The following is a 16,832-nucleotide window of genomic DNA, read 5'->3' as shown; positions in this document are numbered from 1 at the left end:
GTGCGGCGCCTGGCGCCGCACCCTGACTGACGGAACGGACATGCCTCAACTGGTGGTGCTGCCTCACGTCGAACTGTGCCCGGATGGTGCAGTGATCGACGCGACGCCCGGCAAGAGTATCTGCGACAACCTGCTCGAACACGGGATCGAGATCGAGCACGCATGCGAGAAGTCGTGCGCGTGCACGACGTGCCACGTGGTGATCCGCGAAGGCTTCAACGATCTGACGCCGTCCGAGGAGGACGAGGACGATCTGCTGGACAAGGCGTGGGGCCTCGAGCCGACGTCGCGCCTGTCGTGTCAGGCGATCGTGAAGGAAGATTCGGACCTGGTGGTCGAGATTCCGAAGTACTCGATCAACCACGCGAAGGAAAACCACTGACAGGAACCGGAGGCAGGCGATGAAATGGACCGATTCGCGTGAAATTGCCATTGCGCTGGCGGACAAGCACCCGGACATCGACCCCCAGCGGATCAACTTCGTCGACCTGCGCCAATGGGTGCTCGAGCTCGACGGCTTCAACGACGATCCGGCGCACTCCGGCGAGAAGATCCTCGAAGCGATCCAGGCCCACTGGATCGACGAATCGGACTTCGACGACGAAGACTGAGCCCCACGTGCGCCGCAACGGCGCAGACGGCGGTCAATGAAAAAACGGCTCGTGAGCGATTGCTCACGAGCCGTTTTTTTCGTTTTCAGGCCGCTTGCCCGCGCACGTTGCGCGGGCAGGGGAGTCATGCGATCACGCGCCGACCAGCGTGCCGTTCTGGATCCGCACGCGCTGGCCCTGGCCGAACGGCGGCGGGTTGCGGTACGTGAACGTGCGCGTCGCGCCGCTTTCCATCTGCACTTGCACCTGGTAGTCGGTTTCCGCGCGCACCTGCTTCTCGACCTGGTTGCCGGCGAGACCGCCGCCGAGTGCGCCGATGATCGTCATCGCCGTGCGGCCGTTGCCGTTGCCGAACTGGTTGCCGAGCAGGCCGCCGGCTGCTGCGCCACCCACGGCGCCGATCCCCGAGCTCTGGCCCGGCGTGCGCGTCTGCGTGATCGCGACGACCGTGCCGCAGCTCTGGCAGTACGACTGCGCGGGTGCTGGCGGCTGCTGTGCGTATTGCGGCGGCTGCGGTGCCGTGGTGTGACGGCGATGCGGCGCAGCCGGACGCGGCGCGGGCTTCGGTTCAGCCTGCGCGACGGCGGCCTTCTGCTCGGCAGCCTTTTGCTGCGCGGCGGCCTGTTCGGCCGCCTGCTGCTGGGCCTGCGCGGCCAGCGCGGCGCTGGCGGCAGCGGCTGTATCGACGGCCGGCTGCGACGCGATCAGCGCGGCCTGGGTCTGGCCGTTCTGTTCGTTGCTGCTGGTGGCTTTCGGGAAGACGCCCGTGATCGCTGCCGTCGCCGCGAGGCTGGCGACGATGACGGCGCCGGCCGCGGTGGCGATCAGCGGGTGGAGGCGTTGCTTTTGCGGCGTGGTCTGATTCTGGTTGTCCATTTTGTTCTCCAATGTCGATCCGGATCGGCGCGCTGCGCCGGAGCAGGATCCCACGCTCGGGAGCGAGCAGACTCGGCGTTCCGGCGCCTCGTTCTGGTCCCGTGGTCATGCGTGGTGACGCAACAGGAGTGTCGTCCACGGCCCAGCGGCGCGCCGTATCAAGGTGTAACGAATTGCAGCGGAGCATCGGCAGCCATGACAGGGAAAACCCGGAAAAGGCCGTCGCGACGAGGGGATAAAACGGGGGAGGATCGAAAGCCGGCGGACGCCGGCTGGCGGGATTTACGCGTCGTTACAAAGCTGACGCGTGCGCGCCGCAGGGCGCGGCGCACACGCGGGCGCGGCGATCAGTCTTCGCGGCGCAGGTGCGGGAACAGCAGCACGTCGCGGATCGTCGGGCTGTCGGTCAGCAGCATCACGAGACGGTCGATGCCGATCCCGCAGCCGCCGGTCGGAGGCATCCCGTACTCGAGCGCGCGGATGTAGTCGGCGTCGAAGAACATCGCTTCCTCGTCGCCCGCATCCTTCTGCTCGACCTGCTTCTTGAAGCGCGCGGCCTGGTCTTCCGGATCGTTCAGCTCCGAGAAGCCGTTCGCGATTTCGCGGCCGGTCATGAACAGCTCGAAACGCTCGGTGATGCCCGGCACCGTATCCGATGCGCGTGCGAGCGGCGACACCTCGACCGGGTAGTCGATGATGAAGGTCGGCTCCCACAGCTGCGCTTCGGCCGTTTCCTCGAACAGCGCGAGCTGCAGCGCGCCGATGCCTGCGTTCAGGAACGCCGGCTGCGACACGTCGACGCCGAAGCGCTTCAGTTCGGTGCGCAGGAACGCGTCGTCGGACAGCTGGCCGTCGGTGTAGTCCGGTGCGTACTTCTGGATCGCCTGCGTGATCGTCAGGCGGTGGAACGGCTTCGCAAGGTCGAGCTCGCGGCCCTGGTACTGGATCGTCGCGGTGCCGAGCGCATCGATCGCCGCCTGGCGGATCAGCTGCTCGGTGAAGTCCATCAGCCAGCGGTAGTCGGTGTACGCGGCGTAGAACTCCATCATCGTGAATTCCGGGTTGTGACGCGGCGACACGCCTTCGTTCCGGAAGTTACGGTTGATTTCGAACACGCGTTCGAAGCCGCCGACGATCAGGCGCTTCAGGTACAGCTCCGGCGCGATGCGCAGGAACATCTGCATGTCGAGCGCGTTGTGATGCGTGACGAACGGCTTCGCGGCCGCGCCGCCCGGGATCGGGTGCAGCATCGGCGTCTCGACTTCCATGAACTCGGCGTTGTCCATGAACTTGCGGATCGACGCGATCGTCTTGGTGCGGGCGCGGAACGTGTCGCGCGTTTCCGGCGTGACGATCAGGTCGACGTAGCGCTGGCGGTAGCGCATTTCCTGGTCCGACAGGCCGTGGAACTTGTCCGGCAGCGGGCGCAGCGCCTTCGACAGCAGGCGCAGCTCCTTGCACTGGACCGACAGCTCGCCCTTGTTGGTGCGGAACAGCACGCCGCGCGCGGCGACGATGTCGCCGAGGTCCCACTTCTTGAATGCGTCGTAGGTTTCCGCGCCGACGTCGTTCGGCGTCACGAAGAACTGGATCTGGCCCGAACCGTCCTGCACCGTCGCGAAGCTTGCCTTGCCCATCACGCGCTTGAGCATCATGCGGCCGGCGACCGACACCTCGACCGGGTTCGCTTCGAGCGCGGCCTTGTCCGAGTCGGCGAATTTCGTCTGCAGATCGGCTGCGTGATGTTCCGGGCGGAAATCGTTCGGGTAGGCGACGCCTTGCTCGCGCAGGGCGCGCAGCTTCTCGCGGCGCTCGGCGATGATCTGGTTTTCGTCCGCGGTGACGGCGGGCTGCGTTTGGGTCGGTTCGGTCATGATGGTCGGAATTCGGAGTGGGTGCGGCAACGCAAACGGGAAGGGCAAGGGGGCGCGACCCGGCAGGGTCGCGCCGCGGCGCTTACACGCCCTGTTTGAGGCTCGCGCTGATGAAGTCGTCGAGGTCGCCGTCGAGGACGGCGCGCGTGTTGCTCATTTCGACGTTCGTGCGCAGGTCCTTCACGCGGCTCTGGTCGAGCACGTACGAACGGATCTGGTGGCCCCAGCCCACATCGGTCTTGCTCGATTCGAGCTTGTCCTGTTCGGCCTGGCGCTTGCGCATTTCAACTTCGTACAGGCGCGATTTCAGCATCGCCATCGCTTCGGCGCGGTTGCGGTGCTGCGAGCGGTCGTTCTGGCACTGCACGACGATACCGGTCGGCATGTGCGTGATCCGCACCGCGGAGTCGGTCTTGTTGATGTGCTGACCGCCCGCGCCCGATGCGCGGTACGTGTCGATGCGCAGGTCGGCCGGGTTGATCTCGACTTCGATCGAATCGTCGATTTCCGGGTAGACGAACACCGACGAGAACGACGTGTGGCGGCCGCCCGACGAGTCGAACGGCGACTTGCGCACGAGGCGGTGGATGCCCGTTTCGGTGCGCAGGAAGCCGTACGCGTATTCGCCCGAGACCTTGACCGTCGCGTTCTTGATGCCGGCGACGTCGCCGTCGGACTCTTCGAGCACTTCGGCCTTGAAGCCCTTGCGTTCGCAGTAGCGCAGGTACTGGCGCAGCAGCATCGATGCCCAGTCGCACGCTTCGGTGCCGCCGGCGCCGGCCTGGATGTCGATGAAGCAGTTGTTCGGGTCGGCCGGGTTCGAGAACATCCGGCGGAACTCGATGTCGCCCACGCGTGCCTCGAGCTTCGCGGCGTCTTCTTCCGACGCGACGAGCGTGTCCTCGTCACCTTCCTCGCGGGCCAGCTCGAACAGGTCGAGCGCGTCGCGCAGGTCGCCATCGAGCGCGGTGAGCGTCGTGACGACGCCCTCGAGCAGCTTCTTCTCGCGACCGAGCGCCTGGGCGTTCTTCGAATCGTTCCAGACGTTCGGGTCTTCGAGTTCCTTGTTGACTTCGGTCAGACGCGCAGCTTTGGCGTCGTAGTCAAAGATACCCCCGAAGCTCGCCCGCGCGATTGCGCAGGTCGAGCAGGGAGCTTTCGATCGCGTTGAGACGTTCCGCTTCCATGATCGTTCGCTATTCTTGCTTCGTAAAAAAGCGGAATTATAGCCGATCGGCGGGGTTGCCCGGTGACGCAAACGGTGCTCGCACGCGCGCCGCGGCCCCGTCCGGCGCGGCGTGCATGCGTCGGCGGGCAGTGCGGGCCGGGCGGCCCGCGCTCAGCCGGCCGCGTGTTCGACGATCAGCTGGACGCGCGTGACGCCGTTCCACGTGTCGGCGACGAGGCGGTAGGCGACCAGCGCGCGCTCCGGCAGCGGCTCCGTGTGATTGAACCAGATCGCGTTGAAGCGCTGGCGGCCGCGCGCCAGCTGCAGCTTCAGGTGCTTTTCCTTCACGAGCGACTGCGACACGACGTCGAATTCGCCGGAGAAAAGCGGGGCCGGAAAGCCCTGCCCCCAGACGGCCTCGTCGAGCAGCCCGACGAACTGCGGCGTGAAGTACGCATCCTCGAGTTCGCCGTCGGTCTCGATCACGCGGGCGAGCGCGTCGTCGGACAGCCATTCGCGCGCGACGGCCTCGAACGCGGCCGCGAAGCGCGGCACGTTCCCGGTGTCGAGCGTGAGCCCGGCCGCCATCGCGTGGCCGCCGAACGCGACGATCAGGTCCGGTTCGCGTTTCGACACGAGGTCGAGCGCGTCGCGCAGGTGGAAGCCGGGAATCGAGCGGCCCGAGCCCTTGACCCGCTTGCCTTCGTCGTCCGCGTGCGCAAACGTGAACGACGGGCGGTGGAATTTTTCCTTGAGCCGGCCGGCGACGATGCCGATCACGCCCTGGTGCCACTCGGGGTTGAAGAGGGTGATCGTGCACGCGTCCGCCGGATCGACGTCGGCAAGATCGGCGAGCGCCTGCTGCTGCATGCCGGCCTCGATCTCGCGGCGTTCGCGGTTCATCGCGTCGAGCTGCTGCGCGAGATCCCACGCGCGGCCAATGTCGTCGGTGATCAGGCACTCGATGCCGAGCGACATGTCGGACAGCCGTCCGGCGGCGTTCAGGCGCGGACCGAGGCCGAAGCCGAGGTCGAAGCCCGATGCCGTACGCGCTTCGCGCGCGGCCGCGCGGAACAGCGCGGCGACGCCCGGCTGCATGCGGCCGTTGCGGATGCGCTGCAGCCCCTGCGCGACCAGCACGCGATTGTTGCCGTCGAGCCGCACGACGTCGGCGACGGTGCCGAGCGCGACGAGGTCGAGCAGGCCGTCGAGGCGCGGCTCGGCTTCCTTGCTCGCGAATGCGCCGCGGCGGCGCAGCTCGGCGCGCAGCGCGAGCAGCACGTAGAACATCACGCCGACGCCGGCGAGGTGCTTGCTCGGGAACGCGCAGCCGGGCTGGTTCGGGTTGACGATCGCGCGCGCGGCGGGCAGCGCGTCGCCGGGCAGGTGGTGGTCGGTCACGAGCACGTCGATGCCGCGCGCGTTCGCGGCTTCGACGCCCGTGACGCTCGCGATGCCGTTGTCGACGGTGATCAGCAGGTCGGGCTTGCGCGCGGCAGCGAGTTCGACGATCTCGGGCGTGAGGCCGTAGCCGTATTCGAATCGGTTCGGCACCAGGTAGTCGATCTGCGCGCCGAACATCCGCAGGCCGCGCACCGCGACCGCGCACGCGGTTGCACCGTCGCAGTCGTAGTCGGCGACGACGAGCAGGCGCCGCTTGTCGGCGATCGCGTCGGCGAGCAGCGATGCAGCGTCGGCGCAGCCTTTCAGCTCGGTGGGCGGAACGAGTCGTGCCAGCGCGGTCTCGATGTCGGTGGGGGACTGCACGCCGCGCGACGCGTACAGCCGCGCAAGGACGGGATGCAGGCCGTGGCGCGCGAGCACTTCGGCGTCGGCGGGCGCGACGGGGCGGGTAACGATCCGGGTCATACGGGGTCTGCTTTGTTATTCGAACAGGGAGGCTAGCGCGCGGCGGCGCCAGAACTTGCGCAGGTCGCCGCGCGTCGCGTGCAGCGTCACGGAACTCGTGTCGCCGCACAGCGTGAAATCGACGCTCGCGAGCTCGCCGTTCTGCAGCGCGGCAAGGGCCGGCGCGAACCAGTCGCGCTCGAGCGCGGCGAGTCCGTCGTGCCAGCGCGCCCAGTCCTGCTCGATGAACGGGGTGGTCAGCGCGGGCAGTTCGACGAGCGTCGCGCCATCGGCGGCGGGCAGCGAGCCGAACGCGGCCGGCGGCGCGCCGGCGTCGGCTTGCGCGGCGCGCGCGAGGCCGAGCGCCGCGGGCGACGCGGACAGCACGCGCGCGAACGGCTTGCCGACCGGCTTCAGCGTGCCCTGCGCATGGAACCAGATCGAATTGACGGCCGGCAGGCCACGCGCCTCGCGGGCCTCGTTGACCGGGTGCTGGAACCACGCCATCTGCACTTCGTTCTGCAGCTTCATCCACATCCGCGAGCGCTCGCCCGTATGGGCCTCGTGCGGCAGCCAGATCTCGATGTTGCGGCCGCTCGCGCGTAGCGGCGCGGCGCCGGCGAGACGGGCGAGCTGCTCGCTCGACAGGTACCAGCGTGACGGGTTCGGCGCCTCGAGCCGGACGCCGAGCTCCTCGATCAGCGGCCGCGCGACTGCGAGCAGCGCGGCGGCGTCGCCTTCGTCGAGCGCGAGGGCCGCCGGATCGACGAGCACCAGGTGATCGTGCGCGATTTCGACGTGGACGGGCTCGACGCAGGCCCACGCTTGCGCGCCGGGGTCGCCGCCGTCCGCCAGCAGCATGTAGGGCGCGAGCGGCGCCTCGTCCGCGGCGTTGCCCTGGGTGGCGCCGAACTGGCGGGCCAGCCAGCGTTCGTGCGGCAGCGTGCGCTGGAAGTCCTCGCCGGCCACGCGCTCGACGAGACTGGCGCGGGCGAGCAACTTTTCGAGCGCGGGGCTGTCCAGCGTGTGCAGGGACGAGGCCGCATCGGCCGCCGACGGCAGCGCGAACGGAACGAGAAAATGGAGGCGTCGGTCGTGCATGATGGTGCGCATTGTATGGCAAACTGCGCGCGTGATCGGGCCGGCTGACGGCCCGTTCGCGTCCGGCGGCCGTTTTTCGACCGTGCCCGGGCCGGTGGCCGCCACCGGGCGGCGGTCCGGCCGCGGGGCGCCTCCCCGCCGTAACCAGCAGAAAGGATTCGCTTGAAACTTCCGTACGAATGGCAGATCGGCTGGCGCTACACGCGCGCCGGCAAACGCACGACCGGTAACGGCTTCATTTCCTTCATCGCGCTCGTGTCGATGCTCGGGATCGCGCTCGGCGTCGCGGCGCTGATCGTCGTGCTGTCGGTGATGAACGGCTTCCAGAAGGAAGTGCGCGACCGCATGCTGTCGGTGCTCGCGCACGTCGAGGTGTTCTCGCCGACGGGCTCGATGCCCGACTGGCAACTGACCGCGCAGGAAGCGCGCCGCAATCCGTCGGTGATCGGCGCGGCGCCGTACGTCGACGCGCAGGCGCTGCTCACCCGCCAGGACGCGGTGAGCGGCGTGATGCTGCGCGGCGTCGAGCCGGCGCTCGAGCCGCAAGTGTCGGACATTGGCAAGGACATGAAGGCGGGCCAGCTCGGCGCGCTGGTGCCGGGCCAGTTCGGCATCGTGCTCGGCAATGCGCTCGCGGGCAATCTCGGCGTGACGGTCGGCGACAAGGTCACGCTGGTCGCGCCGGAAGGATCGATCACGCCGGCCGGCATGATGCCGCGGCTGAAGCAGTTCACGGTCGTCGGCGTGTTCGAGTCCGGGCACTACGAATACGACAGCACGCTCGCGATGATCAACATCCGCGACGCCGAGGCGCTGTTCCGGATGGCCGCGCCGACCGGCGTGCGGCTGCGGCTGAAGGACATGCAGAAGGCGCCGGACGTGGCGGTCGAGCTGTCGCATACGCTGTCGGGCAGCCTGTACATCCGAGACTGGACCCAGCAGAACAAGACGTGGTTCTCGGCCGTGCAGATCGAGAAGCGGATGATGTTCATCATCCTCACGCTGATCATCGCGGTGGCCGCGTTCAACCTCGTGTCGTCGCTCGTGATGACGGTGACCAACAAGCAGGCCGACATCGCGATCCTGCGCACGCTCGGCGCGCAGCCGGGGTCGATCATGAAGATCTTCGTCGTGCAGGGCGTGACGATCGGCTTCGTCGGCACGGCGTCGGGCGTCGCGCTCGGCTGCCTGATCGCGTGGAGCATCCCGTGGCTGATCCCGATGATCGAGCACCTGTTCGGCGTGCAGTTCCTGCCGCCGTCCGTGTACTTCATCAGCGAGCTGCCGTCCGAACTCGTCGCGAGCGACGTGATCCGGATCGGCCTGATCGCGTTCGCGCTGTCGGCGGTCGCGACGCTCTATCCGAGCTGGCGCGGCGCGAAGGTGAAGCCGGCGGAGGCGCTCCGCTATGAATGACCGCGCGACCGCATTCGCGGATGAAAAACAACACAACAGACAGGATTCGGCAGGTATGCAGGAATACGTGCTTCAGGCGCGCGGGATCACGAAGGCGTTCGTGCAGGGCGGCTTCAACGTGCAGGTGCTCAACAATACCGAGCTGACGGTGCGGCGCGGCGAGAAGCTCGCGGTCGTCGGTGCGTCGGGCTCCGGCAAGAGCACGCTGCTGCACGTGCTGGGCGGGCTCGACGAGCCGAGCGCGGGCGAGGTGTCGCTGCTCGGCAAGCCGTTTACACAACTCGCCGAGCGTGAGCGCAACGAGTTGCGCAACCGCGCGCTCGGCTTCGTCTACCAGTTCCATCACCTGCTGCCCGAGTTCACCGCGCTCGACAACGTCGCGATGCCGCTGCGCATTCGCCGGATGACGACCGAGGACGCGCGCGAGCAGGCGCAGGCGATGCTCGAACGCGTCGGTCTCGGCCCGCGTGCGAAGCACCGGCCGGGCGAGCTGTCGGGCGGCGAGCGGCAGCGCGTCGCGATCGCGCGCGCGCTGGTCACGAAGCCCGCGTGCGTGCTCGCCGACGAGCCGACCGGCAACCTCGACGGCACGACGGCCGATACGGTGTTCAACCTGATGCTCGAGCTGTCCGAGACGCTCGAAACGAGCTTCGTGATCGTCACGCACGATCCCGATCTCGCCGCGCGCTGCGACCGCATCATGCGGCTGCGCGACGGCGTGCTGCACGAGGAGCCGGCGCTGCCGGTGTAAGAAGCGAACGCGCTTGGCCTGCTGCCGGGGGTGGTCCCGGTGCGGCGCCAGCGCGCAGGACTGCCGCCATGTGGATCGACACGCACTGCCATCTCGATGCCGCCGAGTTCGACGCCGACCGCGACGCGGTCGCGCACGCGGCGCGCGCGGCCGGCGTGTCGCGCATCGTGATCCCGAGCGTCGGGCGCGACAACTTCACGACGGTGCGCGAACTCGCGCAACGCACGCCGGGCGCGGTCTACGCGCTCGGCATCCATCCGATGTTTACGCCACGCGCACGTGACGAGGATCTCGACCGGCTGCGCATGGAGATCGAGGCGAGCCTCGACGATCCGCGCTTCGTCGCGATCGGCGAGATCGGTCTCGACTATTTCGTGCCGGGGCTCGACGAAGACCGGCAGCAGTTCTTCTACCAGGGGCAACTGAAGCTCGCGCGCGAATTCGACCTGCCCGTGCTGTGCCACGTGCGCAAGTCGCAGGATCGCGTGCTCGCCGGGCTGCGCCGTTTCGGCGTGCAGCGCGGTATCGCGCATGCGTTCAACGGCAGCTTCCAGCAGGCCGAAGCGTATCTCGCGCATGGGCTGCATCTCGGCTTCGGCGGCAACGTGACCTTCACCCGCGCGCTGCAGATCCGCCGGCTCGCGGCGCAGTTGCCGCTCGAGGCGATCGTCGTCGAGACGGACGCACCCGACATCGCGCCCGAATGGGCGTACAAATCTCGCAACACGCCCGACCAGGTGCCGCGCATCGGCGGCGTGCTCGCCGAACTGCGCGGAATCGACGCCGGCGCGGTGTCCCTATGCACTTCGGCTAACGCGCTCGCCGCGCTGCCGCGACTCGCACTTTCATCCGCATAATCGTAGCCCTGAGGCGCTGCATGCTCGATGGCGGCGCCGGGTCGACGAGGAGGGGCGATGCGCGTGTGGTGGATCGCGTTCGCGCTCGGCGTGGTCGTACTGCAGCGGCAGGCGGCGCTGCCGGGTGCGCTCGCATGGACGAGCGGTGTGGCCGTGCTCGCGGGCTGCGCGGTGCTGAGCGTGTGGTGCAGGCGTCGCCAGCGTACGCGCAACACCGCCATGTTCGGATGGTTGCTGTGTGCGCTCGTGGCCTGCGATGCAGGGTTAGGCTATGCGGCCGCGCGGGCCGAATGGCGGCTGCGCGACAGCCTGCCCGTCGAGTGGGAGGGGCGCGACATCGTCGTCACCGGCGTGATCCGCGGGCTGCCCGTGATCGACGAGACAGGCGCGCGGCTGCTGTTCGCGGTCGAGTCGAACGATGCGGGGCTGGCCCGTTTTCCGCCGTTGATCCGGCTGTCGTGGCGCGCCTATGGTGCGTCGGCGACACGCGATCCACTTCCCGATCTGCGCGCCGCACAGCGCTGGCGTTTCGTCGTGCGCCTGAAGCGCCCGCATGCCGAGGCCAATCCCGGTGTGCGCGACAGCGAGGCGGCGTGGCTGGCCGCAGGCATTCGCGCGATCGGGTATGTGAGTGCGCCCCGGCGGGCGGAATTGCTCGATGCGCGCGCGGCGGGATGGCGTGCGTCGATCGATCGGCTGCGCGATGCGCTGCGCGCGCGTATCGACGCGTCGCTCGGCAGCGACGCCGGTCATCGCGGCATCGTCGCCGCGCTCGCGATCGGCGACCAGTCTGACATCGGCGACGACGACTGGCACGTGCTGCGCAGCACGGGCACGAGCCACCTCGTCGCGATTTCCGGCCTGCATGTCGGGCTCGTCGGCGCGATCGCGGGTGGGCTCGTGTCGATGGTCTGGCGTCGCCTGCGCTGGCGCGCACGGGCTGCCACGCTCGTGTTTCCGGCACCGTACGTGGCCGCGCTGGCCGCCTTGGCAGCTGCCGGCGGCTATGCGGCGCTTGCCGGCTTCAACGTGCCGGCGCAGCGCGCATGGTGGATGATCGCGGCCGGCGGCATTGCGTACCTGGCCGGGCGCCGCGTGCCGACTTCCGCGGTGCTGTGCGCGGCGCTCGGCGGCGTGCTGCTTGCCGACCCGTGGGCCGTGCTGTCGGCCGGGTTCTGGCTGTCGTTCGGGGCGGTCGCCGTGATCCTGATGGCCGTCGCCGGCTGGCGTGGCGTGCGTGAGGTTGATACGGAAAACGAGGAGGGTGACGGCACGGCCGGCTTGTCGAGCCGGTTGCGCGCGTGGGGTGCCCGCGCCGGGCGCCGGGTCGCCGAGGCCACGCGCGTGCAGTACGCGGTGACGATCGGTCTCGCACCGCTCACGGCCGCCTGGTTCGCGCAGATATCCCTGTCGGGCCCGCTTGGCAATGCGTTCGCGATTCCGTGGGTCAGCTCGGTCGTGACGCCCGTCGTGCTGGCGGGAATCGCGCTACCCGCGCCGCTCGATGCGTACGCGTTCCGGCTTGCGCATGCGGCGCTCGAACCGATGATGACGCTGCTCGGATACCTCGCCGACTGGCCGGCCGGCGTGTTCTGGCTGCGCATGCCCGACTGGCCGGTGCTGGTGCTGGCCTGCGTGGGCGTCGCATGGGCGCTGATGCCGCACGGCTGGCCGTTGCGCTGGGCGGCCCCGCTCACGTGGCTGCCGCTCGTCGCGCCGGCATCTGATGCGCCGCCGCCGGGCGGCTTCCGGCTGACCGTTTTTGACGTCGGGCAGGGCGCGTCGGTGCTGGTGGAGACCGCGCGGCGCACCTTGCTGTTCGATGCGGGGCCGGGCGCGGAGTCGACCCACGCCGGCGCGCGGATCGTCGCGCCGGCGTTGCGTGCACGCGGCATCGCGGTGATCGATTCGCTCGTGCTCAGTCACGCGGATGCCGATCACGCGGGCGGTGCACCGGCCGTCTATGCGGCAGCCGACGTGCGCCAGCTGCTGGCCGGCATCGTGCCGAACAGCCGGTTGTGGCGCGATGCGGCAGCCGCCGGCGTCGCCGACCGGCTGCCGTGCACGGCCGGGCAGCGCTGGACCTGGGACGGCGTCGCGTTCACGATGCTGTGGCCACAAGGCGGCCCGGGCGCGGGCTCGTCGAACGGGCGGTCGTGCGTGCTGCGCATCGACGCGGGCGAGACGTCCGCGCTGCTGACGGGTGATGTCGATGCGCGCGGCGAACGCCGGCTCGTGGACGCTGCGCCCGACGCGCTGGCCGCACAGATCCTGGTCGTTCCGCACCATGGCAGCCGCACGTCGTCGGTCGAGCCTTTCCTCGATTCGGTCGGGCCGCGCGTCGCGGTATTTCCTGTAGGCTATCGCAATCGTTTCGGACATCCGCACCGGACGGTGCTCGCCCGTTACGAGGCGCGCGGGATCCCGCTGCCGCGCACCGATCGCGACGGCGCCGTGCGGTTCGACGTCGCGCCGGCCGACGGCGGGTTTGCCTTCGAGCGTCATCGCGACGTTTGGCGGCGGTACTGGATGGATCGGTGAGCGCGGCGAAAGCCGGCGTATCAATAAAGATGGCCCGGGATCCGCGCTCAATGCCGAAGCGTGGGCCCGGCAGAACGCGAAGCATGGGGCGAGAGCAAGCGCTAAAGCACTCACTCTCGTCGACCGCGAAGCACGGGACCGGAGTAAGTGCTGAAGCGCCAACTCGGGTCGACCGCGAAGCATGGGACCGGAGTAAGTGCTAAAGCACTAACTCCGGTCGACAAAGGAGACATCGGCGTTTGAAGGACATCCTCCACTTCTCGCATGCGAACGGCTTTCCGGCATCGACGTACCGCACGATCTTCGCCGAACTGGCCGACGACTACGAGCTGCGCTACATCGAACGGATCGGCCACGACCGCCGCTACCCGGTGACGCGCGACTGGCCGCATCTCGTCGAGCAACTGCTCGACGACATCGGCAGCCGCTACGAGCGTCCAGTCTGGCTTGTCGGTCATTCGCTCGGCGGCTACCTGTCGCTGATGGCCGCACTGAAGAAGCCGCAGTGGGTGCGCGGCGTCGTGATGATCGATTCGCCGATCATCGCGGGCTGGCGCGCCGGTGCATTGCGCGCGAGCCAGTGGGCGGGGCTCGACGAGCGGCTGTCGCCGGCCGCCGCGACGCGCAACCGGCGTACGCACTGGGTAAGCCGTGACGAAGTCTGGCGGCACTTCCGCGAAAAGCCGGCGTTCGCCCGCTGGGACGAACGGATGCTGGCCGACTACATCGACTACGGGATTCCTCAGGTCGGCGCCGACGGCGAGCGCTCGCTCGCGTTCGACCGGCAGGTCGAATACCTGATCTACCGGACGCTGCCGCATACGCTCGGCCCGCGGCTCGCGCATGGCGCGCCGGTGCCGCTCGGCTTTCTCGCCGGTACGCGTTCGCGCGAGGTGCGCCAGGTCGGGCTCGATGCGACACGCCGCGCGGCGCGCGGCCGCGTCGAATGGCTGGAAGGCAGCCACCTGTTTCCGATGGAGCGGCCGCTCGAGACCGCCCGCGCATTGCAGCGGATGCTGAATTCGCTGAAGGCGGCGGAGGGCGATGTGTCGCAGGGCGTCATCCCCCTCGCGAAGCGCGCCTGACGCAGGGTTTGGCGGCCGGGGCGCCGCCTCCGGCACGCGCGGTTGCGCCGGCCGGCGGGCGGTTGCGTCCCGGCGCGCACGGCTGGTGCGGGGCGGCGCGAAAGGGCGCGATCATCGAGTCAATTGCTGAGAGAAGGGCGGCCTTTACGGTATAATCCGTTTTTCCCGCGAGCATCCAGCGATGACCAAATATGTTTTCGTCACCGGCGGCGTAGTTTCTTCCCTTGGCAAGGGTATTGCCGCCGCTTCCCTCGCCGCGATCCTTGAATCGCGCGGTCTGAAAGTCACCCTCCTCAAACTCGATCCGTACATCAACGTCGACCCCGGCACGATGAGCCCGTTCCAGCACGGCGAAGTGTTCGTGACGGAAGACGGAGCGGAGACCGACCTCGACCTCGGCCACTACGAGCGCTTCATCAGCACGAAGATGCGCAAGGCCAACAACTTCACGACCGGCCAGATCTACGAATCGGTGATCCGCAAGGAACGCCGCGGCGACTATCTCGGCAAGACCGTGCAGGTCATTCCGCACATCACGAACGAAATCCAGGCGTTCATCGAGCGCGGGGCCGCGTCGGCCACCTGCGGTGAGCCGGATGTCGCGATCGTCGAGATCGGCGGCACGGTCGGTGACATCGAATCGCTGCCGTTCCTCGAAGCCGCGCGCCAGATGAGCCTGCGCCTCGGCCGCAACAGCGCGTGCTTCGTGCACCTGACGCTGGTGCCGTACGTCGCGACGGCCGGCGAACTGAAGACGAAGCCGACCCAGCACAGCGTGCAGAAGCTGCGCGAGATCGGCATCCTGCCGCACGTGCTGCTGTGCCGTGCGGACCGCCGCATTCCGGACGACGAATCGAAGAAGATCTCGATGTTCTCGAACGTGCCGGAAGACGCCGTGATCTCGGTGTGGGACGCCGACAGCATCTACAAGATTCCGCAGATGCTGCACGACCAGGGCCTCGACCGCATCATCTGCGAGGAACTGAAGCTGTCGCCGAAGGATGCGGACCTGACCATGTGGTCGGAGCTGGTTGAGAAGCTCGAGAACCCGAAGCACGAAGTGACGATCGGCATGGTCGGCAAGTACGTCGACCTGACCGAGTCGTACAAGTCGCTGATCGAAGCGCTGCGCCACGCATCGCTGCACACGTCGACCAAGGTCAACATCGAATACATCGACTCGGAAGAGATCGAGACGAACGGTGTCGACAGCCTGAAGCATCTCGACGCCGTGCTGGTGCCGGGCGGTTTCGGTCGTCGCGGCACGGAAGGCAAGATCGCGGCGATCCGCTATGCGCGTGAAGCCAAGGTGCCGTATCTCGGCATCTGCCTCGGCATGCAGCTCGCGGTGATCGAATTCGCGCGCGACGTCGTCGGCCTGAAGCAGGCGAACAGCACGGAATTCGAGCCGGACACGCCGGAACGCGTGGTCGCGCTGATCACCGAGTGGTACGACCGCGACGGCAAGGTCGAGACGCGCACCGAGGAATCCGATCTCGGCGGCACGATGCGCCTGGGTTCGCAGCGCTGCCCGATCAAGCCGGGCACGATGGCGGAAGAGATCTATGGCAAGGACGTGAACGAGCGCCATCGCCACCGTTATGAAGTCAATAACCGCTTCGTGCCCCAGCTCGAAGCCGGCGGCCTTATCATCAGCGCCCGTACCCCGAGCGAGGATCTGCCGGAAATGATGGAGCTGCCGCGTTCGATGCACCCGTGGTTCGTCGGCGTCCAGTTCCACCCGGAATTCACGTCCACGCCGCGTGACGGTCATCCCCTCTTCAAGTCGTTCGTCGAAGCTGCGCTTGCCAACAAGCAAGCGCGCGGAGTGTAAGCATGAAGCTGTGCGATTTCGAGGTCGGTCTCGACAAGCCTTTCTTCCTGATCGCGGGCACCTGCGTCGTCGAATCGGAGCAAATGACGATCGACACGGCCGGCCGCCTGAAGGAGATCTGCGCGAAGCTGAACATTCCGTTCATCTACAAGTCGTCCTACGACAAGGCGAACCGCAGCTCGGGCAAGTCGTTCCGTGGCCTCGGAATGGACGAGGGCCTGCGGATCCTGTCCGAGGTGAAGCGCCAGCTCGGCCTGCCGGTGCTGACCGACGTGCATTCGATCGAAGAGATCGAGCAGGTCGCGTCGGTCGTCGACGTGCTGCAGACGCCGGCGTTCCTGTGCCGCCAGACCGATTTCATCCATGCATGCGCGCGCTCGGGCAAGCCCGTCAACATCAAGAAGGGCCAGTTCCTCGCGCCGCACGACATGAAGAACGTGATCGACAAGGCGCGCGAAGCGGCCCGTGAAGCGGGGCTGTCGGAAGACCGCTTCATGGCGTGCGAGCGCGGTGTCTCGTTCGGCTACAACAATCTGGTGTCGGACATGCGTTCGCTCGCGATCATGCGCGAGACGAGCGCCCCGGTCGTGTTCGATGCGACCCACTCGGTGCAGCTGCCGGGCGGGCAGGGCACGAGCTCGGGCGGCCAGCGCGAATTCGTGCCGGTGCTCGCGCGTGCGGCGGTCGCGACGGGCGTCGCGGGCCTGTTCATGGAGACGCACCCGAATCCGGCCGAAGCAAAGTCGGATGGCCCGAACGCGGTGCCGCTGAACCGGATGAGTGCGCTGCTGGAGACCCTCGTCACGCTCGACCAGGCGGTAAAGCGCAATCCGTTCCTGGAAAACGATTTCAATTAAAGATCGAATGAAC

14 protein-coding genes are annotated in these 16,832 nt (G+C 68.0%); 9 read left to right on the top strand and 5 right to left on the bottom strand.

The window, feature by feature from the left end:
- Positions 1-40 precede the first annotated feature (40 nt).
- Both fdx and iscX read left to right on the top strand, forming a co-directional pair.
- Positions 41-382: an ISC system 2Fe-2S type ferredoxin gene (fdx, locus tag CFB40_RS11695; protein ID WP_011352558.1), complete on the top strand. Its 342-nt coding sequence runs from the start codon at positions 41-43 to the stop codon at positions 380-382.
- A 19-nt stretch (positions 383-401) separates the two neighbouring features.
- Positions 402-611, top strand: a complete 210-nt coding sequence (iscX, locus tag CFB40_RS11690; RefSeq protein ID WP_069621826.1) for a Fe-S cluster assembly protein IscX — start codon at positions 402-404, stop codon at positions 609-611.
- A 132-nt stretch (positions 612-743) separates the two neighbouring features.
- On the opposite strand, the gene CFB40_RS11685 is transcribed toward iscX, so the two are convergent.
- From CFB40_RS11685 to CFB40_RS11665, 5 genes are all read right to left on the bottom strand, one after another.
- Positions 744-1,487 carry a glycine zipper 2TM domain-containing protein gene (locus CFB40_RS11685; RefSeq protein WP_089431261.1) on the bottom strand — a complete coding sequence of 248 codons (744 nt, stop codon included), beginning with the start codon at positions 1,485-1,487 and terminating at the stop codon, positions 744-746.
- A 347-nt stretch (positions 1,488-1,834) separates the two neighbouring features.
- A complete protein-coding gene (gene lysS / locus CFB40_RS11680; RefSeq protein ID WP_089431260.1) occupies positions 1,835-3,361 on the bottom strand; it encodes a lysine--tRNA ligase in 1,527 nt (508 codons plus the stop codon).
- A gap of 82 nt (positions 3,362-3,443) precedes the next feature.
- Positions 3,444-4,548, bottom strand: a protein-coding gene (gene prfB, locus CFB40_RS11675) for a peptide chain release factor 2 (protein WP_111941483.1) whose coding sequence is annotated in 2 segments (ribosomal slippage) — positions 3,444-4,466 and positions 4,468-4,548 — 1,104 coding nt in all. Because the reading frame shifts where the segments join, the coding sequence is not laid out codon by codon here.
- A gap of 152 nt (positions 4,549-4,700) precedes the next feature.
- Positions 4,701-6,398 carry a single-stranded-DNA-specific exonuclease RecJ gene (gene recJ / locus CFB40_RS11670; protein WP_089431259.1) on the bottom strand — a complete coding sequence of 566 codons (1,698 nt, stop codon included), beginning with the start codon at positions 6,396-6,398 and terminating at the stop codon, positions 4,701-4,703.
- Positions 6,399-6,413: 15 nt separating this feature from the next.
- The gene (locus CFB40_RS11665) at positions 6,414-7,478 is read right to left on the bottom strand and encodes a regulator (RefSeq protein WP_089425952.1); all 1,065 of its coding nucleotides are present in this window, start codon (positions 7,476-7,478) and stop codon (positions 6,414-6,416) included.
- Positions 7,479-7,640: 162 nt separating this feature from the next.
- Here CFB40_RS11665 and CFB40_RS11660 point away from each other — a divergent pair, with 162 nt between their 5' ends.
- From CFB40_RS11660 to kdsA, 7 genes are all read left to right on the top strand, one after another.
- Positions 7,641-8,894, top strand: coding sequence for a lipoprotein-releasing ABC transporter permease subunit (locus tag CFB40_RS11660; RefSeq protein WP_089425752.1), 1,254 nt, complete (start codon positions 7,641-7,643; stop codon positions 8,892-8,894).
- On the top strand, positions 8,887-9,645 hold the full coding sequence (gene lolD, locus CFB40_RS11655; protein WP_373452674.1) for a lipoprotein-releasing ABC transporter ATP-binding protein LolD: 759 nt from the start codon (positions 8,887-8,889) through the stop codon (positions 9,643-9,645). Before CFB40_RS11660 ends, lolD begins: the two co-directional genes overlap by 8 nt.
- Positions 9,646-9,713: 68 nt before the next feature.
- A complete protein-coding gene (locus CFB40_RS11650; RefSeq protein WP_089425751.1) occupies positions 9,714-10,502 on the top strand; it encodes a TatD family hydrolase in 789 nt (262 codons plus the stop codon).
- A gap of 57 nt (positions 10,503-10,559) precedes the next feature.
- Positions 10,560-13,043 (top strand): DNA internalization-related competence protein ComEC/Rec2, encoded by a 2,484-nt coding sequence (locus CFB40_RS11645; RefSeq protein WP_089431258.1) that lies wholly within the window; start codon positions 10,560-10,562, stop codon positions 13,041-13,043.
- A 239-nt stretch (positions 13,044-13,282) separates the two neighbouring features.
- Positions 13,283-14,128: an alpha/beta fold hydrolase gene (locus CFB40_RS11640; protein ID WP_089425749.1), complete on the top strand. Its 846-nt coding sequence runs from the start codon at positions 13,283-13,285 to the stop codon at positions 14,126-14,128.
- Positions 14,129-14,309: 181 nt separating this feature from the next.
- Positions 14,310-15,962 (top strand): CTP synthase, encoded by a 1,653-nt coding sequence (locus CFB40_RS11630; RefSeq protein WP_089431257.1) that lies wholly within the window; start codon positions 14,310-14,312, stop codon positions 15,960-15,962.
- 2 nt (positions 15,963-15,964) lie between these two features.
- Complete coding sequence (kdsA, locus tag CFB40_RS11625) at positions 15,965-16,819, top strand: 3-deoxy-8-phosphooctulonate synthase (RefSeq protein WP_046546045.1); 855 nt, start codon at positions 15,965-15,967, stop codon at positions 16,817-16,819.
- Positions 16,820-16,832: the final 13 nt, after the last annotated feature.

The sequence above is a fragment of the Burkholderia sp. AU31652 genome (assembly GCF_002223155.1).
Lineage (GTDB): Bacteria > Pseudomonadota > Gammaproteobacteria > Burkholderiales > Burkholderiaceae > Burkholderia.
The sequence above is the reverse complement of the archived record's forward strand: the minus strand, read 5'-3'. Positions and strand labels throughout refer to the sequence as shown.

Excerpts from the sequence above, each read along its gene's own strand:
- CFB40_RS11645 (WP_089431258.1), top strand. The coding sequence starts at position 10,560 with ATGCGCGTGTGGTGGATCGCGTTCGCGCTCGGCGTGGTCGTACTGCAG.
- lolD (WP_373452674.1), top strand. The coding sequence starts at position 8,887 with ATGAATGACCGCGCGACCGCATTCGCGGATGAAAAACAACACAACAGA.
- fdx (WP_011352558.1), top strand. The coding sequence starts at position 41 with ATGCCTCAACTGGTGGTGCTGCCTCACGTCGAACTGTGCCCGGATGGT.
- CFB40_RS11650 (WP_089425751.1), top strand. The coding sequence starts at position 9,714 with ATGTGGATCGACACGCACTGCCATCTCGATGCCGCCGAGTTCGACGCC.
- iscX (WP_069621826.1), top strand. The coding sequence starts at position 402 with ATGAAATGGACCGATTCGCGTGAAATTGCCATTGCGCTGGCGGACAAG.
- lysS (WP_089431260.1), bottom strand. The coding sequence starts at position 3,361 with ATGACCGAACCGACCCAAACGCAGCCCGCCGTCACCGCGGACGAAAAC.
- CFB40_RS11665 (WP_089425952.1), bottom strand. The coding sequence starts at position 7,478 with ATGCACGACCGACGCCTCCATTTTCTCGTTCCGTTCGCGCTGCCGTCG.
- CFB40_RS11630 (WP_089431257.1), top strand. The coding sequence starts at position 14,310 with ATGACCAAATATGTTTTCGTCACCGGCGGCGTAGTTTCTTCCCTTGGC.
- CFB40_RS11685 (WP_089431261.1), bottom strand. The coding sequence starts at position 1,487 with ATGGACAACCAGAATCAGACCACGCCGCAAAAGCAACGCCTCCACCCG.
- kdsA (WP_046546045.1), top strand. The coding sequence starts at position 15,965 with ATGAAGCTGTGCGATTTCGAGGTCGGTCTCGACAAGCCTTTCTTCCTG.
- recJ (WP_089431259.1), bottom strand. The coding sequence starts at position 6,398 with ATGACCCGGATCGTTACCCGCCCCGTCGCGCCCGCCGACGCCGAAGTG.